Raw genomic sequence first — 21,097 nt, 5'->3', positions numbered from 1 at the left:
AATTAAATTTTTTTATTAAGCAACTACTTTCCAAGGAACTGGTACTAATGGAGTATAGCTTCCTGCCCAAATACCGAAGACACCACCAATGATACCAATCAATAAGAACAATCCGATACACTTAACCGGTGTCCATCCTTTTTTAGAAATCAAGAAGTAGCACATCAAAGTGAACAGTAATGGAATCAAACAAGGAAGGATCATATTCAAGTAATCCTGAATATTGATGAATACATCTACCATTGTTTCTCCATCTTCAGCTACTGTTTGACCATTAGGAATGGAAATACCTAATTTAGTTCCAGCACCGTAGTTAGAAATCAAAGCACCTACAACGAATACACCTAATACACTAGCAGCATGTGTAAATGCTTTTGCGTTAGCTGTCATCATCTGAACAGCCTTCATACCTAAGTTATAAGACCAATACATCAGTCCATAACGCAAAGCCATTTCAACACCAAAGGCAATGATGAAATACAGAACTGGTCCTAAGAAGCTTCCTTCAATTGCCATATTAGCAGTCAAACCAGCAGTAATAGGAATCAAAGTATACCAGAACAATGCATCACCAATTCCTCCTAATGGAGCAGCAACAGAAATACGTACAGAACGAATCGTCTGAATATCCGTCTTCATCTGTTCCATTGAAAGAACGATACCCATAACAAATGTTACGGCAAATGGATGTGTATTGATAAAGTCCATATTGTGTGTCATTGAAGCAGCCAAGTCATCTTTATTAGTATGAATTTTCTGAAGACCTGGTAACAAGGACCACAACCAACCAGCAGATTGCATACGCTCATAGTTGAAGCATGCCTGCAACTGGCAAGAACGCCAAACCATTTTATTTAACGTTTTATTGTCAAGTCTAGGAGCTGGAGTTGTATCTTTATAAGAAGTCATTACATTAGATTCCATCACTTACACCTCCTTGTTGAGCGTTCTTTTCAATAGTTGTTAGTTTGAAGTCTAATAATGCGAAACAGATACCTACAAATGCAACTAAGATTAATGTTGCGCTTGCAAGAGGTGCGATATTTCCGATTACCAATGCAAACACGAAACCGGCCAACAACCATCCCCACAAATCATTAGACATCATAATCTTTAACAGGATACCGAAACCTACGAAACGCATCATTCCACCAGCAGCACTTAAACCACCCATAAACCAGGATGCCTTTTCTGCCAAAGACTGTAAAGGTTCAGACATTGCTGTACCACCAACATAAGCGATGATAGCGATAACAGCGAACAATCCACCTAAACATACCATATGGATATTCAAGGCACGAGTAATTCCTTTTGGATTTGCTTCAGCAGCCGCTTTATCACAAGTTGACATTAAACCAGAAGCAGCTGAGAACAATAAAGTAACAATGTACTGACCAAATGTAGCAAAGATCATACATGCACCTAATGCAGCGTTTACGTCCAAGTTTGCTTTTACAGCAAATACCATGGCAACAACACTACCTAATACAGCGTTCGGAGGCTGTGCTCCACCGACTGGCATATTACCAATCATCATTAGCTCGTAAGTACCGCCTACTACAAGACCAGTCTGAACATCACCCAAGATGATACCCATGATTGGACAAGCGATAATAGGACGGTAAATAATTTCTGTCAGTGAGAACTGGTCAATCGCAAAGATAAAAGTAACGATGGCCAACAACACTAACTCGATAACATTAATGTCCATATTCTTTTCTCCTTAAACACTTTAGATTATTTCCAAAGCTTATCTAGGCTTTCCGGTGCGATATCAGGTACACGCTGAATTTCTAATTCAACACCCAGTTCCTGCAATTTTTTAAAGCAGGCAACATCATCATCGTTTACAGCTACAGAAGTAGCTACCTGACGTTTACCTTCGGCCATGTGCATGTTTCCAATATTTACTTTTTTAATTGGAACGCCGCCTTCCACAAGTTTCAAAACATCTTGTGGAGTTTCACAGATGATAAAGATTTTCTGCGCAGGACTTGCTTTTCCGATAATGTCGATCGTCTTCTGAATAGAGAAGAAACGAGTCTGAGCATAAGCCGGAGCAGCCATGTTCATCAATCCCTGACGGAATTCATCACCTGCAACTGCGTCATTGGCAACTAACAGTAAGTTGGCCCCTAAAACACCAGACCACTGTGTCGCAACCTGACCATGAATCAAACGATTGTCGATTCGAGTTAATAAAATGTTTGGCATATTCTCTCTCCTTTCATGATAGCGCTTTCTTTCCACGAAAATCTATCTGATATTATTATAATACAACCTTTCATTTTTACTTTACACATTTTATTTATAAGTTTATACTTTTTATTAAAGAAATGTAATTTATAATTAAAAGCCATAAACATTAACTCTTTTAAGAGCAAAATATCACAAATTATCTTTAATTAACGGAAAGGTTGTAAAAACTATGTTAAAAAGAACCACTAATTATCTCTTTCAAACATTTGGAAGTGTATTCTATGACATGAAATCAGCCATTCAAGGTGAATCTACCGTCTCTAATTCACTATATTTGTCCAATAAGGAATTTGATTCTTTCTACTATTCCCATGCACCGGTCTATATTACCTGTGAAAAAGGAATCGTCTTATTAGTTGTCAGTAAAGATGGTGTTCAATACGATGAATTTGTCATTCATCGGGCTATTTGTCTGCAACCGGGTATTTATTTTAATTTTGTATCCATCTCCAATGACAGTAAAGTGCAAGTCGTCTATTCTCCCTCTGGTTTAAACCAGAAGAAAATGAAGGAACCTTTTATCTATCAACGCATGGTTTCCAAGATCAATTTAAAAGAAATTTTAACTTGTTTTTATCAGGTGCGTAAATCAAACTATGTATTTCCTGGTGAAAGCCACGATTATTATGAATTGACCTATATTGATCACGGAAAATTAGATATGACCCTGGATGGTAAGGAATATCATCTAAACAAATATGATTTGATTATCTATTATCCCGGACAATTTCATACACAAAGTACCGATAATGAAAGCACATGTTCCTATTTGACCATCATGTTTGATATGGAAACCAAAATGGATGTTTCTTTAATGAATCGTGTCTTTAAGACAAGAAAAGATATTTATAACGTTCTCTCGGCTTTTATGAAAGCCATTCAATCCAAAGAGTATTTAAACGAAGAAATGGCCATGGCTTATTTAAAAGAAGCATTGATCCTACTCTATCAGTTTGATACGAAAACCGATGAAGAATCTAATGTCAATCCGATGCAGGAACATTATGAAAACACCTTGTTAAATGAAATTCTGGTCTTTATTCACAATAATATCTTTACCGCTTTTACCGTAGAAGATCTCTGCCAGAAATTCTCCATTTCCAGAAGCAGCCTGCAAAGCTTATTTCGAACCAATATTCATATTACGCCAAAGCATTATATTTCAAATTTAAAGCTCAATCAGGCAAAACTCTTAATTCAGGAGCATAAATATACCATCTCCGAAATATCGGATATGTTAGGGTTTACTTCGATTCATTACTTCTCTCGAAAGTTTAAACTTCAATATGGATTATCACCTACCGACTATGCGAAATCGATCAACCAATAAAAAAGATGCGTACTGAAGTGAACCCTCCAGTTGGTTGCCCAACTTTCTGGGTTCACTTCAAAGTACGCATTTTTTGATTAAATTCCGTCTGTAGGTTCTACTTGTTCCACTGGCTTATAGACAAAGCGCATTACTTGTTCTTTTCCTACATTCACAGCGGATTCTGCCAGATCTTTTACACTTTCCGCAAAAGTACGTGTTAAATTGATTTCTACCAACATACCTAAGTTGGTTCCGGCAATCACTTCTACATTCTGACGTGGATATCCGATTTCCACAGCGGTTTTGAACGGAGAGCCTCCGGCCAAATCACTCAACACGATGATTTCTTCGCATTCTTTTAGCGAATCCATGGCATCTGTCAATTTTTTAGCTAAATCCTCCGTAGAATCTGTTTCTTCAAAATCGACTGCTGCATAGTTTTTGGGTTCACCGGCAATCAGTTTCAGACTGCTTGTCAATCCGGAAGCAAAGTGCCCATGTCCTGTTACGATTAAACCAATCACTCTTTTGTTCCTCCTTCTTATTCTGCTGTATATTTATAGATTGTTACACCCTGAACAACACGGTTTACTTCTCCGGTTGGACATGGATTATCTGGTGTGCATCCCATAGAGATCGATTTAAACAATCCCAGAACCTGCGCTGCCAAGATATAGTCCAAACCTAAGAAGATATTGTCTTTATCTGCATTCAGATCAAAATTAACATACGTATCGACCAATTCACGAATTTCCGAATATTCATGCGCAGCTACAGCCAAAATACGGTTTTTCTTTCTCTGCCCGCTCATTTCTTGGATCAAATCATATTCATATTGTCTTTGATACGCATCATCCGATACATAGACAACTGTCAATGCTTCATCATTGATCACTGATTTTGGTCCATGACGGAATCCTAATGGGCTATCAAAGAAAGTCGCAACCTGTCCAGCCGTCAATTCACATGTCTTTAACTGGCTTTCCTGCGCTACCCCTTTTAAGCAGTTGGCTCCTAAATAAATCAAACGACGATAATCAAAATCATTGATTAAATCCACTAATGTAGCATATCCTTCATCCAGGAATTTCTGTCCTTGTTCAATGACGGTCTGCATTTCGCTTTCCATTTCATCTAAAGCATCCAAACGGAAGCACAATACGCTTGCCAAATACATATTGGAGAAGCTGGAAGTCATCGCAAAGCTTTGATCGTGTGTTTCCGGTGTCAAATTGATGCAGTAGGCATTATCCATTTCTTTTGCCATTTTTGATAAAGCACCATTTTCATTACAAGTGATAAACAAATGAGATACATTTTCTTTGCAGACTTCTTCAGCCATCTGTACACTTCCTACACTTTCCGGAGAATTTCCAGAACGCGCAAAGTTGATCAATAGCGTTTTCTTATCTCTTGATAAATAATTTTCCGGTGTTTCTACAATATCAGTTGAAGCATAGCTGCTGACATGGAAGTCGGTATAACGGTTTACATAAGAATATACCGCATTTCCAACGTATTCACTCGTCCCGGCACCGGTAAAGATGATTTCTACATCTCCCCCAGTCAATACTGGTTCCAAGAAATTCTTCAATGCTTCTTTTTCATTTTTGATCTGTGCAATTGTTTTTGCCCAAGTTGCAGGCTGCTGGTAGATTTCCTGTGCTGTATAAATTCCTGTCAGTTCTTCCCAAGCTTTTTTTTCTTTTCCAAACATCATTTTGCCTCCTCTTTCTCGACTGTTTTGTACTGATTTCATTATAAACTATTTTTTAACTTTTTAAATAATATAAAATGATTATTATTAAAATGTACAAATTTGTTGTATTTTTTCTATTCCATTTGTATTCCCTTTCAATTTCTCTTATAATTACCAAAGGAAAGAGAGCGTGAATTATGGCAAAAAAAACAAACATTCAACAAGAAATCACACCTCCCGTAGGTTTTAATATCTATCAAGATAAAAAGAGCAGAACAATCTATAAGCACCCTTTTTTAAAGAAGGCTGTTTATATACCTGTCTATGATTTTAAAACGTTTGACTTATACAGAAAAAGGTATATTTTGGTTATTTCGGTATTTGTTGTATTATTTACCCTATTAAGTGACTGGTTTAGCATTCCCTGGTGGGTTACTATATTCATTTCGTTGTTGATCTGGATCTTCATGGAATTTAAATTTTATAAATTCCTGCAAAATGAACAGCCCGTAAAACACTTTACACCGCAGGAATATAGTGGTTATTACGATAATTTTGAAATGCAGGGAACAAACAAAGTACTCCTCAAAACAGTTCTATATGTGGCAATTGGCGTACTGATTGTCTATAACAGCTATTATTCCGGATATACAGGAATGTATACTTTGGCTTCCTGGGCAGTATTAGGTGTATGTCTGGTTTATGCCGTATTTCAATTATTGGTTTTATTGAAAGTGAAAAAACGTCAGAAAGCGAGAAATTAAATCTCGCTTTCTTTTTATTTATAGAGCTTCAAAAGAGTATCCAGTCGTAAATGTTTCCTGTGGCTTCAACAACATTGTGCCTTCTCTTTGATAGAAATCATCATGTCCGGGTTCAAAGTCGGCATGACCATACCATGGTTCGATACAGATAAAATCCGATGTGGTTGGATGTGTCCAGATCGCAAGGTATGGGAATTGCTCGAAATCAAAGCGAAGACGTGGTTCTTTCTTCCAACAAACTGTTAAATACTTGGACTGTAAATCTTGATAAATGATCGTTGCTGCTTCTTCAATATCTTGACGACTGCATTTCCATTCTTTAAAAGCCACATCCTTTAAAGAATACGGTGTTTGTCCGGTTGGATCCATCACAAATTGCTTGGCATGTTCTTCTTTTTCAAACACAAAAGCATAGTCTTCAAACGCTTCTCCTTTTTCTTGCGGGATACGGAAAGCTGGATGCAGACCAAAGGTAAAAGGCATGATTTCGTTTCCTGTATTTGTGATCGTATAATCAATATATAATTTTTTACCTTCCAGACGATATTTCATATCATAATGAAAATCAAAAGGATATTGTTTGCGCGTTTCTTCATTGGAATCATAGGTGAAGACGATGGCATCTTTTTCCTGTTTTCCGACAAGATCGGCATAGCGAATCAAACCATGGTTTTTCATCGCATATGTTTGTCCATTGATTTTATAGTCTTTTGCCCATGTATTTCCTACGATGGGAAATAATGTCGGATTTAATCCGGACCAGCCTTGATCTCCCTGATACATGATTTCCACCTGACGATCTTTATCCAGGAAATGCTGAATCTGTCCGGCTCTTTCTATACATTCCACTCTACATTGTTCATTTTCTAATACGTATGCCATATCGCTCGCCTCCTATATTCTATGACTTTCTTTTAGAAACTGATAAATTCCATCTTCACTGACATCCCCAATCACAAGATCAGCCACCTTTTTTAAATTCGGATGTCCGTTCTGCATACAGATACCTAAATCGGCCTGTCGTATCATCTCAATGTCATTTTGTCCATCTCCAAAACAGATCAGCGTATCTAAATCAAATCTTTCTTTACACCATTGAATGGCTTCAATTTTATCAACATGATTGGCTCGTATCTCCATCGCATGATCAAAATGTACAATACCACAATCTTTTAATAAAGGCTGCAGTTTCTTTTGATCCTCTGCCTTTAAAAAGACAAGTACATTTAATACCTTGTCCTTTTGATATGGTTTATAGGATGGCGCACAAAGATAGAGATCAAAATAAGCGCGATGTGCATACAGATTTGGCTTAGTGCCCCAAAGATTTTCTGAACATGTGCTATAGCGATAGATCAAATGGTTTTCTTTACAGAACGCATCGATCGAATGCATCGTTTTTGATGATAGAAATACACACCGTAAATCATTTTGATCGGCATCCATGATCCGACTTCCTCCATCCATAATACGGGCATCAAAAGGAAAATCTCGCATGGCTTGCGGTAAATGATCCAATTCTCTAAGGGTACGACTTGTCGCCAAAAAGACTTTATTTCCCTTGTTTTGTAGTTTTGATAAAGCTTCTATCGTATGATTGCTGACGGAATGTGTATGATTAGAATACAAAGTTCCGTCTAAATCAAAAAAATATCCTGTACTCATACTTACATTATAATTAAAAAAATCGAGAATTCACTCGATTTCTAAAAATTCTTTAATTTGATCCAGTCGCTCCAGTGTCTCATCATAGCCTAGTTGAAACCACGGTCGAAGCTTTTTGGGATCTGTTGTATAACGAGTCACTCCCAGATCCTTATGGGGTCGAAGAACAAGGGCCTTCCCTTCTTGTTCCAATGCGTGAATCGTGTTCCATTGTTCGTTATATCGTTCATGACGCTTTTTTAGATCTTCTACGATCCGCTCATCCTTGTATAACCATTTTGCCAGTTTTAATTGATACGAAGGAGCTGGTTTTCTTACATATCCTTCTTCTTTGGTGGAAACAATGATATGTTTTTGATTGCCATGGCGAATGCTCTGATGGATACTGATCATATCTATCAAGCCGGCATCCATATATTGAATACCTCGAAACATGTAAGGCCTACACAATATCAACAAAGCACAGCTGGCTTTGATCAATGTCTGACTGGGATCGACATAACTTTGATCATAATATTCCACCTGATGCGTTTCCATATTGTATAAACCGATCTCCATGGTCGTTGTGCTTTCTTTTAAAGCCTTAAAATCTAAAGGCGCCTTACTTTCGATAAAATCATTTGTAGCTTCAATACCAAAGATATTTCTTTCTTTTAGAAAAGGGCGAAGACCAACTACACCTTTTTGACAAGGTGCTTCGATACCGGTTACCTCCATGCGATACATCTGTCGAGAAGTATAGCTCAACAAAATTTCGCTTCCTGCCGAAATACCGACACAATAAGGTACATAAATCTTATGTTCCAGAAAGCATTTTAAAGCACCGGCCGAATAGGCGGCTTTCGTGCCTCCTCCTTCGCAGACCAGCCCTGCCTGAATCATTCTTTGTCCCACTTTCTAATGACACCGGAATCCATAGCGGCTTGCTTGACGGTCTTAGCCACGACCGGCACTACTCTTTTATTCAAAGCCGAAACAATGATATGTTCAGGACACAGTTCCTTTTCATCCACCATAGAGGCAATCGCATACACAGCAGCCTTTTTCATCGCACCGTTGATCTGTGTTGCCTGAGCATCCAATGCGCCTTTAAAGATGCCCGGAAAGGCTAATACGTTGTTGATCTGATTTGGATGATCGCTTCGTCCGGTTCCTACAATATAAGCTCCGGCTTCTTTGGCATCCTCCGGCTCGATTTCCGGAATCGGATTGGCCATTGGTAAAACAATAGCCTTTTCATTCATACTGGCAATCATCTCTTTAGAAACAATGTGGCCGGCACTGACACCAATAAAGACATCAGCTCCTTTTAAAGCCTCACTTAAATCGCCTTTTTTATGTTCCTTGTTCAATCTTGAAAGAAGTGCTTCTTGTCCACTTGTCAGATTCATTCCTTCCACAAGAATGCCTTGTCGATCGACTAAGACCACATTGCCAAGCTCTAAATCTAAGATCAAACGGGCAATCGCACAACCGGCACTGCCGGCACCATTGATCACAATGGTCGGATTCTCTTTTTTTACTAAGCGCAAAGCGTTGACCAAAGCAGAACAAACCACAATGGCTGTTCCATGTTGGTCATCATGGAAGACCGGAATATTCATACGCTCCTGTAAGCGTTTTTCAATTTCAAAACAACGAGGGGCCGCGATATCCTCTAAATTGATACCGCCAAAGCTTGGCTCCAAAGCTGCAATAATATTGACCAGTTCATCCGTATCCTGTGTATTTAAACAAAGTGGAACAGCATCTAGACCACCTAAAGCTTTGAATAAAACGCATTTTCCTTCCATGACCGGCATACCGGCTTCTGGTCCAATATTTCCAAGCCCCAGTACCGCACTTCCATCACTTATGACCGCAATCGTATGTCCTCTACCCGTGTAGATATAAGATTGACTTTTATCTTTTTCAATTTCCAGACACGGTGCCGCAACACCGGGTGTATAGGCCAAAGAAAGATCATCTTTGGTTTCAATCTTCATCTTGGCAACCGTTTCCAGTTTCCCCTGCCATTCTTTGTGTAAACGTAAAGCTTCTTTTGCGTAATCCATAAACTCTCTCCTCTCAAACAGAAAAAACATAGACTACTCTATGCTTTTTGCTCCATGATCTGTTTTATTGAATCTTCATAAGGTGTACCGGCGCAATGCTTCAAAGCCGATGCAAACACCTTTTTCATGTTTTCGGTATCATTTTTATAGGAATACTGTAAGCCCAATAAATACTCTAGTGTTCCCACCGCCAGTTCCTTTTGCGGTTCCATTTCACTTTTTCCATCCCATAAGTGATCAATCTTAGCCACAACTTCAGGAATATACTTACTTTCTTTTTTGATCAAAATACTATACTGTATATCTAAATCTTCGGCCCTTTCTGCATCAATAGATCGTACCAATTCCATCATGTCTTTGGTTTTTTTGGCTCGTCCTAACTGCAGATAATAATAAAACGCACGTTCATAGACCGCCAATTTCTGATTTTTTTTGATACGCATATTCATCATCATAGACAATTGCTGTTCCACATCATCTTTACGATCCTGCGCAATATAACCGCTCAAACGCATGTTTTCTCTTTCAAATGCACTCATACTTAGCTGTGCTTTGAGTGAATCAATCGTAAAATAATAGGTATCAAAATCATTGTTCATGATTTCCAAATTTAAATTTTTCCATACTTTCCTGCGCATAAGATAGGGAATTCCCAGTAAGCATAATACTAACAATACGGTTGCTACGACATAATACATAATTTTCACCCTTACTAAATTGTCTGTTTACAGAATAAACTAAAAAAGAGTGTTTGTAAATAAAAGGTGATATTTTAGATTCTAAAGCATTAAAAAGTACAAAAAGCCTCAGAATTTCTAAGGCTTTTGCATCAATGTTTTTAAAACCTGAACCATGGTTTCCATCTGATTGATACTGCAGAATTCATATCGACCATGATGATTATAAGATCCTGTACCAAAATTCGGGCAAATGCATCCTTTTTCCGTCAACATAGCTCCATCGGTTCCGCCACGTGTTGGTATGGAAACCGGATCAAGACCACAGGCTGCCAAGGCTTCCTTTGCCCTTGTCACAGAACGCATGTCACCATGCATAAATTGTACCATATTGTAATACTGATCCTGCATTTCCAACTGGAAACGATCGCCATACTTCTGATTCAAAGAATTGATTACATCTTGAACAAACTGCTTTCTGGCCGTAAATTTTTCAAAGTCATGATCACGAATAATATACGCCAGACTGACACTTTCGCAAGTTCCTTCCATCTCCAACAAATGATAGAAACCCTCTCTGTTTTCTGTATGCGCCGGTGTTTCCTGTTTTGGGAATGCTTCGATCAACTCGTGTGCTAAAAGACAAGCATTGATCATTTTATCTTTGGCATAGCCCGGATGGATCGTATTGCCGGTAATCGTGATTTTAGCCTGAGCGGCATTAAAGTTTTCATAATCAATGGCATCAATTCGGCCCCCATCAACGGTATAGGCAAAATCAACCTGGAATTGTTCTAAATCAAAATTCTCTGTTCCCCGTCCCACTTCTTCATCAGGGGTAAAGGCCACGATGATCTTTCCATGTGGCAGATTTTCTTTGATCATTTCATCTACAGCCTGCATGATGATCGCAATACCCGCTTTATCATCGCCACCAAGCAAAGTATTTCCATCGGTCACAATTAAATCATCACCGATACAGTTGGATAAAGCCGGATACTTTTTACAATCCATTTGATATTGATCGTTTAAAACGATCGTGGAACCATCATAGTTTTCAATGATTCGAGGATGAATGTCTTTTCCGCTTAATTCCGTAGCCGTATCCATATGCGCACAAAAGCCAAAGGAAGGAAGACTTTCATCATTTGCCTCCAATGTCGCATATACGATCCCATGTGGATCCACCATCACCTTTTGAAATCCTAAAGTTTTGCATTCTTTTTCCAACTCTTTTGCCAGCACCAGCTGTTTTTCTGTACTTGGCGCTGTTGTACTTTCCGGATCGGATTGGGTATCAAACGATACATAATGTAAAAATTTTTCTGTAACACTCATAATTATGCTAACTCCTGAGCCAATCTTGGCACGATTTGTTTTTTACGCGATACATATCCCATTTTGGTAAAAGAATCCACTAATCCTTTTATCGCATGAGAAAGCTCTCCGACATAAAGGAAGCGACTTCCCTTGCCTTCCACATTGGTAAATACCATCAGTAACAAATCTAAATGACGCATTTTATTTTCTTCTTCCATGTACTTCAAAAAGTCATCTCGGATCTGATCCACTACATCTAAATCAAAAATAAATACCTGTGAGATCGCCACACGTTTTCCCGATAAAGTATATTCTTTAGAATCTCTATGTAAAATCGTATCAAAACTTTTATCTTGAATCGTAGCGGTATTGGCAAATAGTTCTTTAGCCATCGCATCAAAATCGATACCATGTTCTTTTTCAATACGTTTTGCCAAATCTTTATCGATCTGCGTACATGTCGGCGAATTAAAATTCATCGTATCACTAATAATGCCATAGGCAATCAAACGCGCTGCCGTATCCGACATTTTGATATTCATTTCATGATACATCAAACCAACGATCGTACAAGAACTGCCTACGATCATATTTCTGAACTGAATCGGATGATCCGTCTCGATATCACCAATACGATGATGATCGACAATTTCCAAGATATAAGCACTGTCAATGTCGTTGATTGCTTGTTTCTTTTCGTTATGATCCACCAAAATAAACTTTTTCTTCTCTGCTTTTAAAATATGATAACGTGCCACGGAACCAACGATTTTCCCTTTTTCCAATACCGGATAGCTGGAATGACGAGACTTCAACATTTCCCGTTCCACATCCTCCAAAAACTCTCCGCGATTAAAGGATGTGATCGCACTGGCCGGTGTCATGATCAATTCGATCGGGATGCTTCGATAGATCATCTGAATGATCTTCATTGTATTATAGTTGGTCGAAATAAGAGTTACCCCATACTTTCTAGCCATTTCAATAATATAATCGTTAGGAACAAAGCTTTCCGCGATCACGATCACAGCACAACCTTTAGCCATACTCTTGATCATATCATCCTCATGGTCGCTTAAAACCATGATAGCACCTTCCAGATCACGCTCCATGAGCTTTTTGTCCGAAATGCGAACTTCTCCACTCATCGGCAAAGTTCCTTTTAAGATGAAACTTCCCTTCAAACATTTTACGATATTTTCTAACGGTGTTTCCTTTAACAGATCCTTCGTGATATTTAGATCCTGCATTTGCACTTTAGAAACATCACCAATGGTAGCCATACCAATATAATTATCATTGTCATCCACTACATAGAGTGCTTTTGCCTTATCCAGACACAAATCCCATCCATGGCGCAGAGTTTCATGGCGAGGAATCGTGATTGCCTCGTCAATCTCTATTTCAGCCAACGTATTTTTGGCTGTCGTCATATACAAAGGTGGATCCAGCTCTAATTTTTTTATAATAAAACTGGTTTCCGGATTTAAGTGTCCGATACGAGCAGCAACCGCATGCATTCCCATTTTCTGCTTGAGCTCGGCTAACGCCATAGCAGAACAAATAGAATCCGTATCCGGATTTTTATGACCTACAATATAAACCGGTGAAGTCATGATACATCTCCTTTTCAACTACATCTCATTATACCAATAATTGACCAAAGAAAAAAGCAGACAATTTTGTGTCTGCCTTAACTTCATCTATCTCTCAAACAATAATTATGTGGTAGGATAACCCTTATTTTACTGCATCTTTTAAAGCTTTGCTTGGCTTGAACTTCACTGCATTAGATGCCGGAATTTCAATAGATTCTTTTGTCAAAGGATTGATTCCTTTACGAGCAGCTCTTTCTGTTACCGTAAATTTTCCAAATCCGTTCAAATCTACTGTTCCTTTTTGAACAAGTGTGTTTGTAATTTCGTCAAGCAAGAATTTAACGTATGCAGTTGCATCTTTTTTAGATACCCCACATTCTTCAGCCATTTTTTCAACTAAGTCTTTTTTACTTACTACTTCTGACATGAAAATGTCCTCCTTTTTTTACTACGGTGGAAATCATATCATTATCCATAACTTATTGCAATATTTTATCAACGGGAACGCATAATTTTGTTCCAATAAAAAGTATTTTGTAACCCTCAATTTATATTTAACAAAAATTACAAATTCGTTAATAAATAGTTCTTCATCTTCTTTTAACTTATTTTTTTGTATTTTAACTTAGTCAAAGTTAAAAGATAAGTTTTTACGTTATATAAATTTTGTGTCTGTGAAAATGATATTTATCTGGTAGATACCTATTTGCGAAAAAGCAATTCTGCAATCATTTTATTGCGGAGATGAAATATTAACGTCAATTACCTCTTGATCTGCATCATGCGATATATATAAATCATATCCATCTTCATTATTTGCCGAATAATTCATATCTGATCTTAAACTATCTACTGTGAATCCCTTTCCAATGCAATCTTCTACATAGGATTCAAAATCTTCTTGGGATGAACCCTCTATTTTAAACGAAAATGCGTTTTCTATATCTAAATCACTACGAACTATTTTATCCTTTGGTCTAGTGATTAATTTTCCAAGTTCTGAATCTGTCCAATAATCAGCTTCTTCTGTTTTCTCCTCTAACGAATATTTTTTCTTGTGAAAATCGTAGTATTCTGTATAGATTTCATCATCTTTTAGATATTGAATCGTTGCAATATCAGGCTCCACGAGTTCATATAAATCTGGATTTTTTAAATACACATATCCTTGATAATAATAACAATTTTGTCCTGTCACGCTTTCCTCGGGATTTACAATTTTTTCAGATTTGGCATACATTTCTAGCGGACGATCATAAAAATGTTCCATCTGTTCATCACTAAGTCCAACATCTTGTTGAATTTGTTCAAGAAGACTTGTTTTTACTTCTTCTTTCACATCCTTTTTTTCTTTAAAATCCAGTTTAAATCCGACAAGAACAACATCTGAATTATTGGTATAATCCATTAAAACAAAACGATCATTATCTCGGATTTGTTCTTCAATATTCCAGTCAATGTCTTCTATTGATACATCTCCGTTTTTGTTATTTTCTGATGATAGTTGAGTCTCTATATCTGCGCTCGAACATCCAGCCAAAACAAATGCCAATACCAAAGCTAATACACTTCTTTTTTTCATTTTAAACCTCTCTTTTACCCTTATACATTTTCATTAATTCATTTGCCTTATATGCATTTTTTTTCATATGCTCAATTTTTGATTGTATTTCCCTAAGTATATCCTCTTCCTCCTTTCCCTGCAGTGCTTTAAATTCACCAATGGAAAACCCAATCTCCTGAAATCGTTTGATTTGATTAAACTCTTTGATTTGTTCTTCTTCATAAAATCGATACCCTGACTTTGCATCAACATATGCCGGTTTCAATACATCAATTTCATCATAATAACGTAACGTATAAATACTACAGCCACATAGCTGAGCAAATTCTTTGATTTTTAACATTGAATATCCCATTTCTTTCTTTTGTAACAATGTACCACTCGACCCAACTCGAGAGTAAAGAGTACAAACAGGCCTGATACTTTGCTCCTTGAGGTCACTGTCACTGTATCACATGGCAATTTATATCTATAAAGGCAAAAGTTACAAAAGTTTTGGACAAAAAAACAGGAATTGTTACTATCCTGTTTATGAAAGATTAAATAATATATCTCTTAGAAAATTCTCGCAATCCTCATATGATGGCTGCTGATACGCGGCAAAGATTAAATTTAAAAAGATGGTTTCTTTGGTAATTCGTTCATAAAAAACATCATAATTTTCTATATCTTTCGTCACCAAGTCATATTCAATGTGACACATTAAGATAAAGAATCTTTCACTTAATGAGTGATAAACTTTACGTTGTGGATGAAGTAATAAAGTAGATAATGATCTTTTATATTTCCCTATTAACAACCGTAATTTGCTATTTTTAGCAATATCCCAATACGTTTTCACTGCGCTGGCAGCCCGTAAGGCATAAATCACTTCTTCTTTATCAATGACTTCGATCAATAATCCTGACTGATTGTTCTCCATCCATATTCGATCATTTTTAATCATCTGCTTTAAATTCTTTACAGCGTTATTCTGTGCAAACTTTATTCGTTCCCTTGATGCGACATTTTTTGTAGATTGTGTACAAAACCAATAAAAAGCATTGCTCATAAAAAAAGCATCTAATTCTTCCATGCGTAAATATTGATATTTCCAATTTGGAAAAGGCGGAACATTAGGTGTAGGAATGATTTCCTCTAAAACAATGGATGTAAGTGTTTTTCGTAAATCTTGGCAATAAGCGCAGATATTATAACGATCACACAAATACAACATTTGAATTATCAAAGTATGAGGTACTTCATAATCCCTTATACTTATAGGCATCCTTTGATTTTCTACTATAAAACCATTCAAAGAATTCATCATGGAATCAATAGCTATATGATGAAGGCAATAAGATTCCAGTGCATCAAAATTTGATAAAAGTTGATTCATCAAAAAATGCAATGGCTCTGCATCCAATGCTCCATCATCATATCCTTGTTCAAAGTCGAAATTTTGATGCTTCCAATTTTTAAATAAATTCTGATGAGGAAAAATAAAGTAATGCATTATGTAAAAGAGATATAAAAGTTTGAGATACTCTGTATTGTTTTTCGAATCTATCGGCTCTTTCAATCCAAGTTGAAACAAAAATTTATTCAAAGAAAACTGTATAGGATATAAACCATCGCTCTTGCGATTTCGATATAAGATTTCTCTAATTTCCGGAACACTTCTAAACCACACTGTATCGTCTATGGCACCAGCATCCAGATATAATTCTTTACTTCCATTTTCTACTTTGATAACTTCCCCAGATTTATATAACCCATATATCGTTTGTGTTATATTATAAATTTCTTTTGACAACGAAGTTAGCGAAAAAGTCTCCACTTTATTTTGATCTAAATCATATGGTGAAGATAACAGCTTATTCTTAAAAATCATAATTTAACGTGTAAATGCAAGATACATATAAAACAAAACAACTATAATAATAACGCCTATAATAAAAGTCATTATTTTTTTCTTCATAATCACTATTCTCCTATTCAAATTCAATTTGATATGTATTTAAATCATATACTTGCCCAACAAAATTTTTAACAAGAGTTTTTGCATTTGCAATTGCATTATCAAGCAAACCATTCTCTATAGCATCCTTTTGCGCTGTCTCTTTTAAATTTGACAAAGCTTTATTTGTTTCTTCTAATTCAATATTCGTAAAAATACTTTCTGACTCGTAATATACCTTCAGTGAATGCTCATCAATTTCGTTACTTAAAACTTTAGCCTCCGGCAAATTTATTTGAATTTTCTTGTTATCTTCGTCCACTTTCCATGTGATATCACTAAAGTTAATTCCTGCTTTAATGACAGTATCATAACTAAATACATACTTACTTTGTGTAAATGGAATTTCAAACCCAAATAAATCTCGCGACTGATCAATTACGCTAACATTAGAACTGTACGCATTTTGCGTTGCTAATTCTCCTATATCCTCAAAGCCTAGTTTTGTAGTCTTAGAATCTGTAAAAAAGCTTTTCCCTAATCCTATCCCTGTCCCAAAAACACAAATGATCAAAATAAATATGATAATTCCCTTGGAGGTAAGAAATTTTAAAACTTTAGATGTCTTACTATGCTTGCTCCTTTTTCCTTCTTCAATCCTTTTATCCATAATCTATTCCTCCTACTTAACAAAATCAGTATATAGTCTCTAGCGGACTTTAGACAAGAGTATTTTTATAGATGATTCTGTATAAAATCAAAAACTTAATCCAATCTATCTTTACACAGTAATTTTGCTATTATTTTGTTATATTAAAGAGAACGGAGATTAGAAATCATGAAAAACAAAATTCAAATAAATACATTAAAAAATAATGCTAAAAAAGCTATTGATTCAACACATTCAACAGTCTCATCTATCGCATCCTATACTAAAGATAAGGTCAACGATGCGCAGCAATCCGTTGTAAAGGCAATTGATACCAATGGAAATGGACAAGTAGATATTGAAGACTTTATTATTCTGGGCTTGAAAACACCGGGTGTTCGTATTCAACGTGAAGAATTCTTACGTGCTGAGTTTATGAAAAAGTTTCCTAAAGATATCATAGAGAAAGCCATTTCCTTAACACCGGCTCAAGCTGGAATTTCTATAGAAGATATAAATAGAATTGCTGATCAAGTCATTCAATACGAACGGAATTGTGTTTCTGGTATTTCAGCTGCATTAGGTATGCCAGGAGGTATTTCTATGGTCGCAACTATTCCTGCTGATATCGTGCAATATTATGGATATATGTTACGTGCTGCTCAAAAACTGATGTATCTTTACGGTTTCCCTGAAATTGACACTAATGAAAATAATCAAAAGTTTGATTCCGAAACATTGAATATATTAATCTTATGTTTAGGAACAATGTATGGTGTCCAAGGTGCCAATACCGCTATAAAAGCATTAGCAAAAGCTTTTGCTGATGGTGTTCAAAAAAAGATGATGAAAGCCGCTCTTACAAAAGGCACCATATATCCGATAGTTAAAAGTATTTCAAAATGGTTTGGCGTAAATATGACTAAACAAGTATTCTCTGGCTTTTTTAAAAAGGCCATTCCGGTAGTTGGAGGTGTAATTGGAGGTGGAATAACTTACATTTCCTTTAAACCATGTTGTTTAAAACTTAAAAATTCTTTAGAAGACACTACTCTTAGCAACCCAACTCATGAGGCAAGCCAAGAAGAAACTACGCTTGTTTCAGAAATGACATCTTTTACAAATAAATAATTAAGACTTTCTTAATCGCTTATCTTTTATTAACAGTACAATTTTATTTTTTTGAGATCTTCACTACGGTTCATGTTTTTTCGTTTGGTAAAGTTTGTAGCCTTTTTATGATTTCAGTTGATTTTTTTTGAAATCAATGGCACAATAGAGAGGCCTCAAATGCCTGCATAGTATAATGGTAATACACATCCATGGTAAGGATGAACTCGTGGTTCAATTCCGCGTGCAGGCACCATCGTAGTTAATACGAACCGCTTATTGATGAATTATTTATTTGTCAGTAAGTGGTTCGTTTTTCTTTTATATAAATATTAAAAATCTAAAGATAAGCGAATCATAATAGTTTCACTCGTTCTTTGACAAGTGAATAGGTGCTTATCTGAAACATAGAATTTTGTATAGGCACATTAGAAATATCTGGTGTGCCTTTTCTTTTTAGGAAATGCTGATATTGAGAAAAAAAGAGAAAAGTGAGAAAAGAAGATGAAATTAGAAGAAGTAATAAAGCTGATTGATAAAAATGGTCTTTCTGAAACAGAAAGGTTATTACATCAAATAGGTTATTCATATAAAGAAATTCGTGAAATGCTTGATAGTGTCAAAGAACACTATTCACATTCAGATAATGACTGGATTTATTGCGCTGGACACTTAAAGTGTTATGAATCAGAAAAACAGAGATACAGAAAGGAAATTGATAAAAGAGTAAGCGAAAGAAAACATGGTTAAAAATTTGGGGCATTGAGAAATCATGTAAGTCCCCTGTTCAGGGAGTGAAACATTCTAAAAATCCTTAGTATAAAGACGTTAAGGGCTTCGTGCGGAACGGAATTAGAAAGGGGTTGCTGATGGAAAAGGTGACAATCTTTTTAAGAGAAGTCAGACTTTTGATTCATGCAATCAGACGTTTGATTGAAATAATTATTGAAATTATAAAATAAAAAAAAGAGTGATACCCAATTCACTCCCTGAACACAATATATCAGATTGTTAAGAAATATTCAAGGATAATCACAAGGGCATTGGAATCAAAAATTTGTACAAAAAAAAGCTTCATACCTCTAGAAATATTAGATTCCATGTAAGACCCTTTATCCTTTCAAAAAAAAAGAAGAAAGTGAGAAGAAAAAAATCAGGGGCTTTGAAGTTCTGACTCACTTAATATCTCTCTTCATGTAAGACCCCTATTAAAGAAGAAAGTGAGGAAAAGAAGTACATACTGCAACAAAAAAAAAAACGAGATGAGATGATGATGTATAGACAGAAAGGTGTGATAGAAACAAATGAAAGCAATTCATGAATTATTAAATGACTATGTATCAATTCGATACACACATAAACCAGATTTCATAAAAAAGATGGTGAGCGTTTTAAATGTAAGTGACAATACAGTGTATTGTTATTTGAACGGAAAACCGCGATATGAAATAACAAAAAAGAATGCATTGATATTTGCACGTATCTTACGGATTCCTTTGGATGAGATACAGGATACAGAATTATTCGAAAATGCAAAGATTGAATATTCAAATTTTAAAGATGAAATGGGTATTGAATGGTATTACAACGAAATTGTTCCAGATTCACTGGGCAAACTTTTAAGAAGCTATCGTTTAAGCAGAAATCTTACTTTGAAAGAATGTTCTGAACAAAGTGGACTTTCTGAATCAAAAATCATGTCTATAGAAACTGATAACAGTATGGTTGGATTTGAGGATATTTTAACACTTATGGCTTGTCTGAATGTTTCTATAAAAGATTTGAATATCTTATATAAGACTTTGGGAAACTCATTCTACAGAAAGGATGATGTAAATTGAAAAAAAAGCATTATATGATATTGCCCCCTTAGAAAAAAAGGAAGAAATAGAACTGTTACTGTTGTAATTCCTATCATAAAAATATGAACAATATGGAATCAGCAAAAAAAAAATGCTAAACTATACCTAGTTACAGATACTTGAAACTAGGTTAGTAAGAATCTCTATATAGAAAAAGCTAAAAAGAAAAACAGAAGGAGAAATTAAAAGAATTATGGCTAGTATTCAAGTTACAGAATTAAAAAATGGTGCGATTGATGTTTCCAATATTGTAGAACTGAATAAGAACGGATATTTGACAAAAGGAGTTAAGAAATTATCTGATTTATTTAATGGAAAGTTCTTGTATTTGGATTCAGAAGTAGTTACAGCTTATGTGAATGGCAGACGGACAAATGATATTTCAGGGTATCGTGTGCGAGTTATGTCATTAGCATTGAAAGATACAATCGAGGTAACAGTTGCAGATGAATTGCCTTTGGGATTGGCTGATATGGATGAAGTGGATTTTGAGAATTGTTTAATGACTGAATCCGCTGGAAAATCAGGTTCAGGAGATTTTGAAAGATATCCAATTTCCAGACGTTTTATCGCAACAAAACTGGTTAGAAACAAACAACCTCAAGTGAATAAATAGGTAAAACAA

Annotated in this window: 23 protein-coding genes and 1 tRNA gene; 7 read left to right on the top strand and 17 right to left on the bottom strand. The window is 35.9% G+C overall.

Going from position 1 to position 21,097, the window contains the following annotated elements:
• Nucleotides 1–15 precede the first annotated feature (15 nt).
• From ACTQX6_RS01910 to agaB, 3 genes are read right to left on the bottom strand one after another with little or no spacing between them, the layout of a single operon-like run.
• Nucleotides 16–924: a PTS system mannose/fructose/sorbose family transporter subunit IID gene (locus ACTQX6_RS01910; RefSeq protein ID WP_117446400.1), complete on the bottom strand. Its 909-nt coding sequence runs from the start codon at nt 922–924 to the stop codon at nt 16–18.
• Nucleotides 914–1,711 carry a PTS mannose/fructose/sorbose/N-acetylgalactosamine transporter subunit IIC gene (locus ACTQX6_RS01905; RefSeq protein ID WP_117446401.1) on the bottom strand — a complete coding sequence of 266 codons (798 nt, stop codon included), beginning with the start codon at nt 1,709–1,711 and terminating at the stop codon, nt 914–916. The genes ACTQX6_RS01910 and ACTQX6_RS01905 overlap by 11 nt, the downstream gene beginning before the upstream one ends.
• Before the next feature lie 26 nt (nt 1,712–1,737).
• Nucleotides 1,738–2,214, bottom strand: a complete 477-nt coding sequence (gene agaB, locus ACTQX6_RS01900) for a PTS galactosamine transporter subunit IIB (protein WP_117446402.1) — start codon at nt 2,212–2,214, stop codon at nt 1,738–1,740.
• 214 nt (nt 2,215–2,428) lie between these two features.
• Between agaB and ACTQX6_RS01895 the strand changes: the two genes are divergently transcribed.
• Entirely contained in the window at nt 2,429–3,589 is a 1,161-nt protein-coding gene (locus tag ACTQX6_RS01895) for an AraC family transcriptional regulator (RefSeq protein ID WP_294688794.1), read from the top strand.
• A gap of 77 nt (nt 3,590–3,666) precedes the next feature.
• On the opposite strand, the gene agaF is transcribed toward ACTQX6_RS01895, so the two are convergent.
• Nucleotides 3,667–4,095, bottom strand: a complete 429-nt coding sequence (gene agaF / locus ACTQX6_RS01890) for a PTS galactosamine/N-acetylgalactosamine transporter subunit IIA (RefSeq protein ID WP_022790266.1) — start codon at nt 4,093–4,095, stop codon at nt 3,667–3,669.
• 17 nt (nt 4,096–4,112) lie between these two features.
• The gene (locus ACTQX6_RS01885; RefSeq protein ID WP_441657302.1) at nt 4,113–5,291 is read right to left on the bottom strand and encodes an SIS domain-containing protein; all 1,179 of its coding nucleotides are present in this window, start codon (nt 5,289–5,291) and stop codon (nt 4,113–4,115) included.
• Nucleotides 5,292–5,467: 176 nt separating this feature from the next.
• Between ACTQX6_RS01885 and ACTQX6_RS01880 the strand changes: the two genes are divergently transcribed.
• The gene (locus ACTQX6_RS01880) at nt 5,468–6,034 is read left to right on the top strand and encodes a hypothetical protein (RefSeq protein ID WP_168964828.1); all 567 of its coding nucleotides are present in this window, start codon (nt 5,468–5,470) and stop codon (nt 6,032–6,034) included.
• A gap of 18 nt (nt 6,035–6,052) precedes the next feature.
• Here ACTQX6_RS01880 and ACTQX6_RS01875 read toward each other — a convergent pair whose 3' ends face one another.
• The 12 genes from ACTQX6_RS01875 to ACTQX6_RS01820 form a co-directional block, all read right to left on the bottom strand.
• Nucleotides 6,053–6,916, bottom strand: coding sequence for an aldose epimerase family protein (locus ACTQX6_RS01875; RefSeq protein WP_320863255.1), 864 nt, complete (start codon nt 6,914–6,916; stop codon nt 6,053–6,055).
• Between the two features lie 12 nt (nt 6,917–6,928).
• Nucleotides 6,929–7,699: a Cof-type HAD-IIB family hydrolase gene (locus tag ACTQX6_RS01870; RefSeq protein WP_294686842.1), complete on the bottom strand. Its 771-nt coding sequence runs from the start codon at nt 7,697–7,699 to the stop codon at nt 6,929–6,931.
• Nucleotides 7,700–7,729: 30 nt separating this feature from the next.
• Nucleotides 7,730–8,581, bottom strand: a complete 852-nt coding sequence (locus ACTQX6_RS01865) for a patatin-like phospholipase family protein (RefSeq protein WP_294686841.1) — start codon at nt 8,579–8,581, stop codon at nt 7,730–7,732.
• On the bottom strand, nt 8,578–9,753 hold the full coding sequence (locus ACTQX6_RS01860; RefSeq protein WP_441657303.1) for an NAD(P)-dependent malic enzyme: 1,176 nt from the start codon (nt 9,751–9,753) through the stop codon (nt 8,578–8,580). The genes ACTQX6_RS01865 and ACTQX6_RS01860 overlap by 4 nt, the downstream gene beginning before the upstream one ends.
• 38 nt (nt 9,754–9,791) lie before the next feature.
• Nucleotides 9,792–10,451 (bottom strand): hypothetical protein, encoded by a 660-nt coding sequence (locus tag ACTQX6_RS01855; RefSeq protein WP_117446410.1) that lies wholly within the window; start codon nt 10,449–10,451, stop codon nt 9,792–9,794.
• Between the two features lie 117 nt (nt 10,452–10,568).
• Nucleotides 10,569–11,768 (bottom strand): peptidase T, encoded by a 1,200-nt coding sequence (gene pepT, locus ACTQX6_RS01850; protein WP_441657304.1) that lies wholly within the window; start codon nt 11,766–11,768, stop codon nt 10,569–10,571.
• 2 nt (nt 11,769–11,770) lie between these two features.
• On the bottom strand, nt 11,771–13,366 hold the full coding sequence (locus ACTQX6_RS01845; protein WP_294686835.1) for a putative manganese-dependent inorganic diphosphatase: 1,596 nt from the start codon (nt 13,364–13,366) through the stop codon (nt 11,771–11,773).
• Nucleotides 13,367–13,490: 124 nt separating this feature from the next.
• A complete protein-coding gene (locus ACTQX6_RS01840) occupies nt 13,491–13,775 on the bottom strand; it encodes an HU family DNA-binding protein (RefSeq protein ID WP_022790277.1) in 285 nt (94 codons plus the stop codon).
• Between the two features lie 306 nt (nt 13,776–14,081).
• A complete protein-coding gene (locus ACTQX6_RS01835) occupies nt 14,082–14,930 on the bottom strand; it encodes a DUF6591 domain-containing protein (RefSeq protein WP_294686831.1) in 849 nt (282 codons plus the stop codon).
• 1 nt (nt 14,931) lies between these two features.
• The gene (locus tag ACTQX6_RS01830) at nt 14,932–15,267 is read right to left on the bottom strand and encodes a MerR family transcriptional regulator (RefSeq protein ID WP_303971482.1); all 336 of its coding nucleotides are present in this window, start codon (nt 15,265–15,267) and stop codon (nt 14,932–14,934) included.
• Nucleotides 15,268–15,441: 174 nt separating this feature from the next.
• Entirely contained in the window at nt 15,442–16,785 is a 1,344-nt protein-coding gene (locus ACTQX6_RS01825; protein WP_441657305.1) for a hypothetical protein, read from the bottom strand.
• 100 nt (nt 16,786–16,885) lie between these two features.
• Nucleotides 16,886–17,521 carry a DUF4230 domain-containing protein gene (locus tag ACTQX6_RS01820; RefSeq protein ID WP_195222975.1) on the bottom strand — a complete coding sequence of 212 codons (636 nt, stop codon included), beginning with the start codon at nt 17,519–17,521 and terminating at the stop codon, nt 16,886–16,888.
• A 168-nt stretch (nt 17,522–17,689) separates the two neighbouring features.
• On the opposite strand from ACTQX6_RS01820, the gene ACTQX6_RS01815 reads away from it, so the two are divergent.
• The 5 genes from ACTQX6_RS01815 (at nt 17,690) to ACTQX6_RS01795 (ending at nt 21,088) form a co-directional block, all read left to right on the top strand.
• The gene (locus ACTQX6_RS01815; protein WP_195222974.1) at nt 17,690–18,631 is read left to right on the top strand and encodes an EcsC family protein; all 942 of its coding nucleotides are present in this window, start codon (nt 17,690–17,692) and stop codon (nt 18,629–18,631) included.
• Nucleotides 18,632–18,792: 161 nt separating this feature from the next.
• Nucleotides 18,793–18,866 (top strand) — tRNA-Thr (locus tag ACTQX6_RS01810).
• Nucleotides 18,867–19,114: 248 nt separating this feature from the next.
• Nucleotides 19,115–19,360, top strand: coding sequence for a hypothetical protein (locus ACTQX6_RS01805; protein ID WP_441657306.1), 246 nt, complete (start codon nt 19,115–19,117; stop codon nt 19,358–19,360).
• A 554-nt stretch (nt 19,361–19,914) separates the two neighbouring features.
• Complete coding sequence (locus ACTQX6_RS01800; RefSeq protein WP_441657307.1) at nt 19,915–20,451, top strand: helix-turn-helix domain-containing protein; 537 nt, start codon at nt 19,915–19,917, stop codon at nt 20,449–20,451.
• Nucleotides 20,452–20,665: 214 nt separating this feature from the next.
• Entirely contained in the window at nt 20,666–21,088 is a 423-nt protein-coding gene (locus tag ACTQX6_RS01795; RefSeq protein WP_441657308.1) for a hypothetical protein, read from the top strand.
• Nucleotides 21,089–21,097: the final 9 nt, after the last annotated feature.

The sequence above is a fragment of the Faecalicoccus sp. LCP19S3_E2 genome, from assembly GCF_052121255.1.
Classification (GTDB): domain Bacteria; phylum Bacillota_I; class Bacilli_A; order Erysipelotrichales; family Erysipelotrichaceae; genus Faecalicoccus.
Note: the sequence above shows the minus strand (reverse complement) of the source record. Positions and strands in the feature narration are given on the sequence as shown.

Excerpts from the sequence above, each read along its gene's own strand:
- ACTQX6_RS01910 (WP_117446400.1), bottom strand. The coding sequence starts at position 924 with ATGGAATCTAATGTAATGACTTCTTATAAAGATACAACTCCAGCTCCT.
- ACTQX6_RS01905 (WP_117446401.1), bottom strand. The coding sequence starts at position 1,711 with ATGGACATTAATGTTATCGAGTTAGTGTTGTTGGCCATCGTTACTTTT.
- agaB (WP_117446402.1), bottom strand. The coding sequence starts at position 2,214 with ATGCCAAACATTTTATTAACTCGAATCGACAATCGTTTGATTCATGGT.
- ACTQX6_RS01895 (WP_294688794.1), top strand. The coding sequence starts at position 2,429 with ATGTTAAAAAGAACCACTAATTATCTCTTTCAAACATTTGGAAGTGTA.
- ACTQX6_RS01885 (WP_441657302.1), bottom strand. The coding sequence starts at position 5,291 with ATGATGTTTGGAAAAGAAAAAAAAGCTTGGGAAGAACTGACAGGAATT.
- ACTQX6_RS01880 (WP_168964828.1), top strand. The coding sequence starts at position 5,468 with ATGGCAAAAAAAACAAACATTCAACAAGAAATCACACCTCCCGTAGGT.
- ACTQX6_RS01875 (WP_320863255.1), bottom strand. The coding sequence starts at position 6,916 with ATGGCATACGTATTAGAAAATGAACAATGTAGAGTGGAATGTATAGAA.
- ACTQX6_RS01870 (WP_294686842.1), bottom strand. The coding sequence starts at position 7,699 with ATGAGTACAGGATATTTTTTTGATTTAGACGGAACTTTGTATTCTAAT.
- ACTQX6_RS01865 (WP_294686841.1), bottom strand. The coding sequence starts at position 8,581 with ATGATTCAGGCAGGGCTGGTCTGCGAAGGAGGAGGCACGAAAGCCGCC.
- ACTQX6_RS01860 (WP_441657303.1), bottom strand. The coding sequence starts at position 9,753 with ATGGATTACGCAAAAGAAGCTTTACGTTTACACAAAGAATGGCAGGGG.
- ACTQX6_RS01855 (WP_117446410.1), bottom strand. The coding sequence starts at position 10,451 with ATGTATTATGTCGTAGCAACCGTATTGTTAGTATTATGCTTACTGGGA.
- pepT (WP_441657304.1), bottom strand. The coding sequence starts at position 11,768 with ATGAGTGTTACAGAAAAATTTTTACATTATGTATCGTTTGATACCCAA.
- ACTQX6_RS01845 (WP_294686835.1), bottom strand. The coding sequence starts at position 13,366 with ATGACTTCACCGGTTTATATTGTAGGTCATAAAAATCCGGATACGGAT.
- ACTQX6_RS01840 (WP_022790277.1), bottom strand. The coding sequence starts at position 13,775 with ATGTCAGAAGTAGTAAGTAAAAAAGACTTAGTTGAAAAAATGGCTGAA.
- ACTQX6_RS01835 (WP_294686831.1), bottom strand. The coding sequence starts at position 14,930 with ATGAAAAAAAGAAGTGTATTAGCTTTGGTATTGGCATTTGTTTTGGCT.
- ACTQX6_RS01830 (WP_303971482.1), bottom strand. The coding sequence starts at position 15,267 with ATGGGATATTCAATGTTAAAAATCAAAGAATTTGCTCAGCTATGTGGC.
- ACTQX6_RS01825 (WP_441657305.1), bottom strand. The coding sequence starts at position 16,785 with ATGATTTTTAAGAATAAGCTGTTATCTTCACCATATGATTTAGATCAA.
- ACTQX6_RS01820 (WP_195222975.1), bottom strand. The coding sequence starts at position 17,521 with ATGGATAAAAGGATTGAAGAAGGAAAAAGGAGCAAGCATAGTAAGACA.
- ACTQX6_RS01815 (WP_195222974.1), top strand. The coding sequence starts at position 17,690 with ATGAAAAACAAAATTCAAATAAATACATTAAAAAATAATGCTAAAAAA.
- ACTQX6_RS01805 (WP_441657306.1), top strand. The coding sequence starts at position 19,115 with ATGAAATTAGAAGAAGTAATAAAGCTGATTGATAAAAATGGTCTTTCT.
- ACTQX6_RS01800 (WP_441657307.1), top strand. The coding sequence starts at position 19,915 with ATGAAAGCAATTCATGAATTATTAAATGACTATGTATCAATTCGATAC.
- ACTQX6_RS01795 (WP_441657308.1), top strand. The coding sequence starts at position 20,666 with ATGGCTAGTATTCAAGTTACAGAATTAAAAAATGGTGCGATTGATGTT.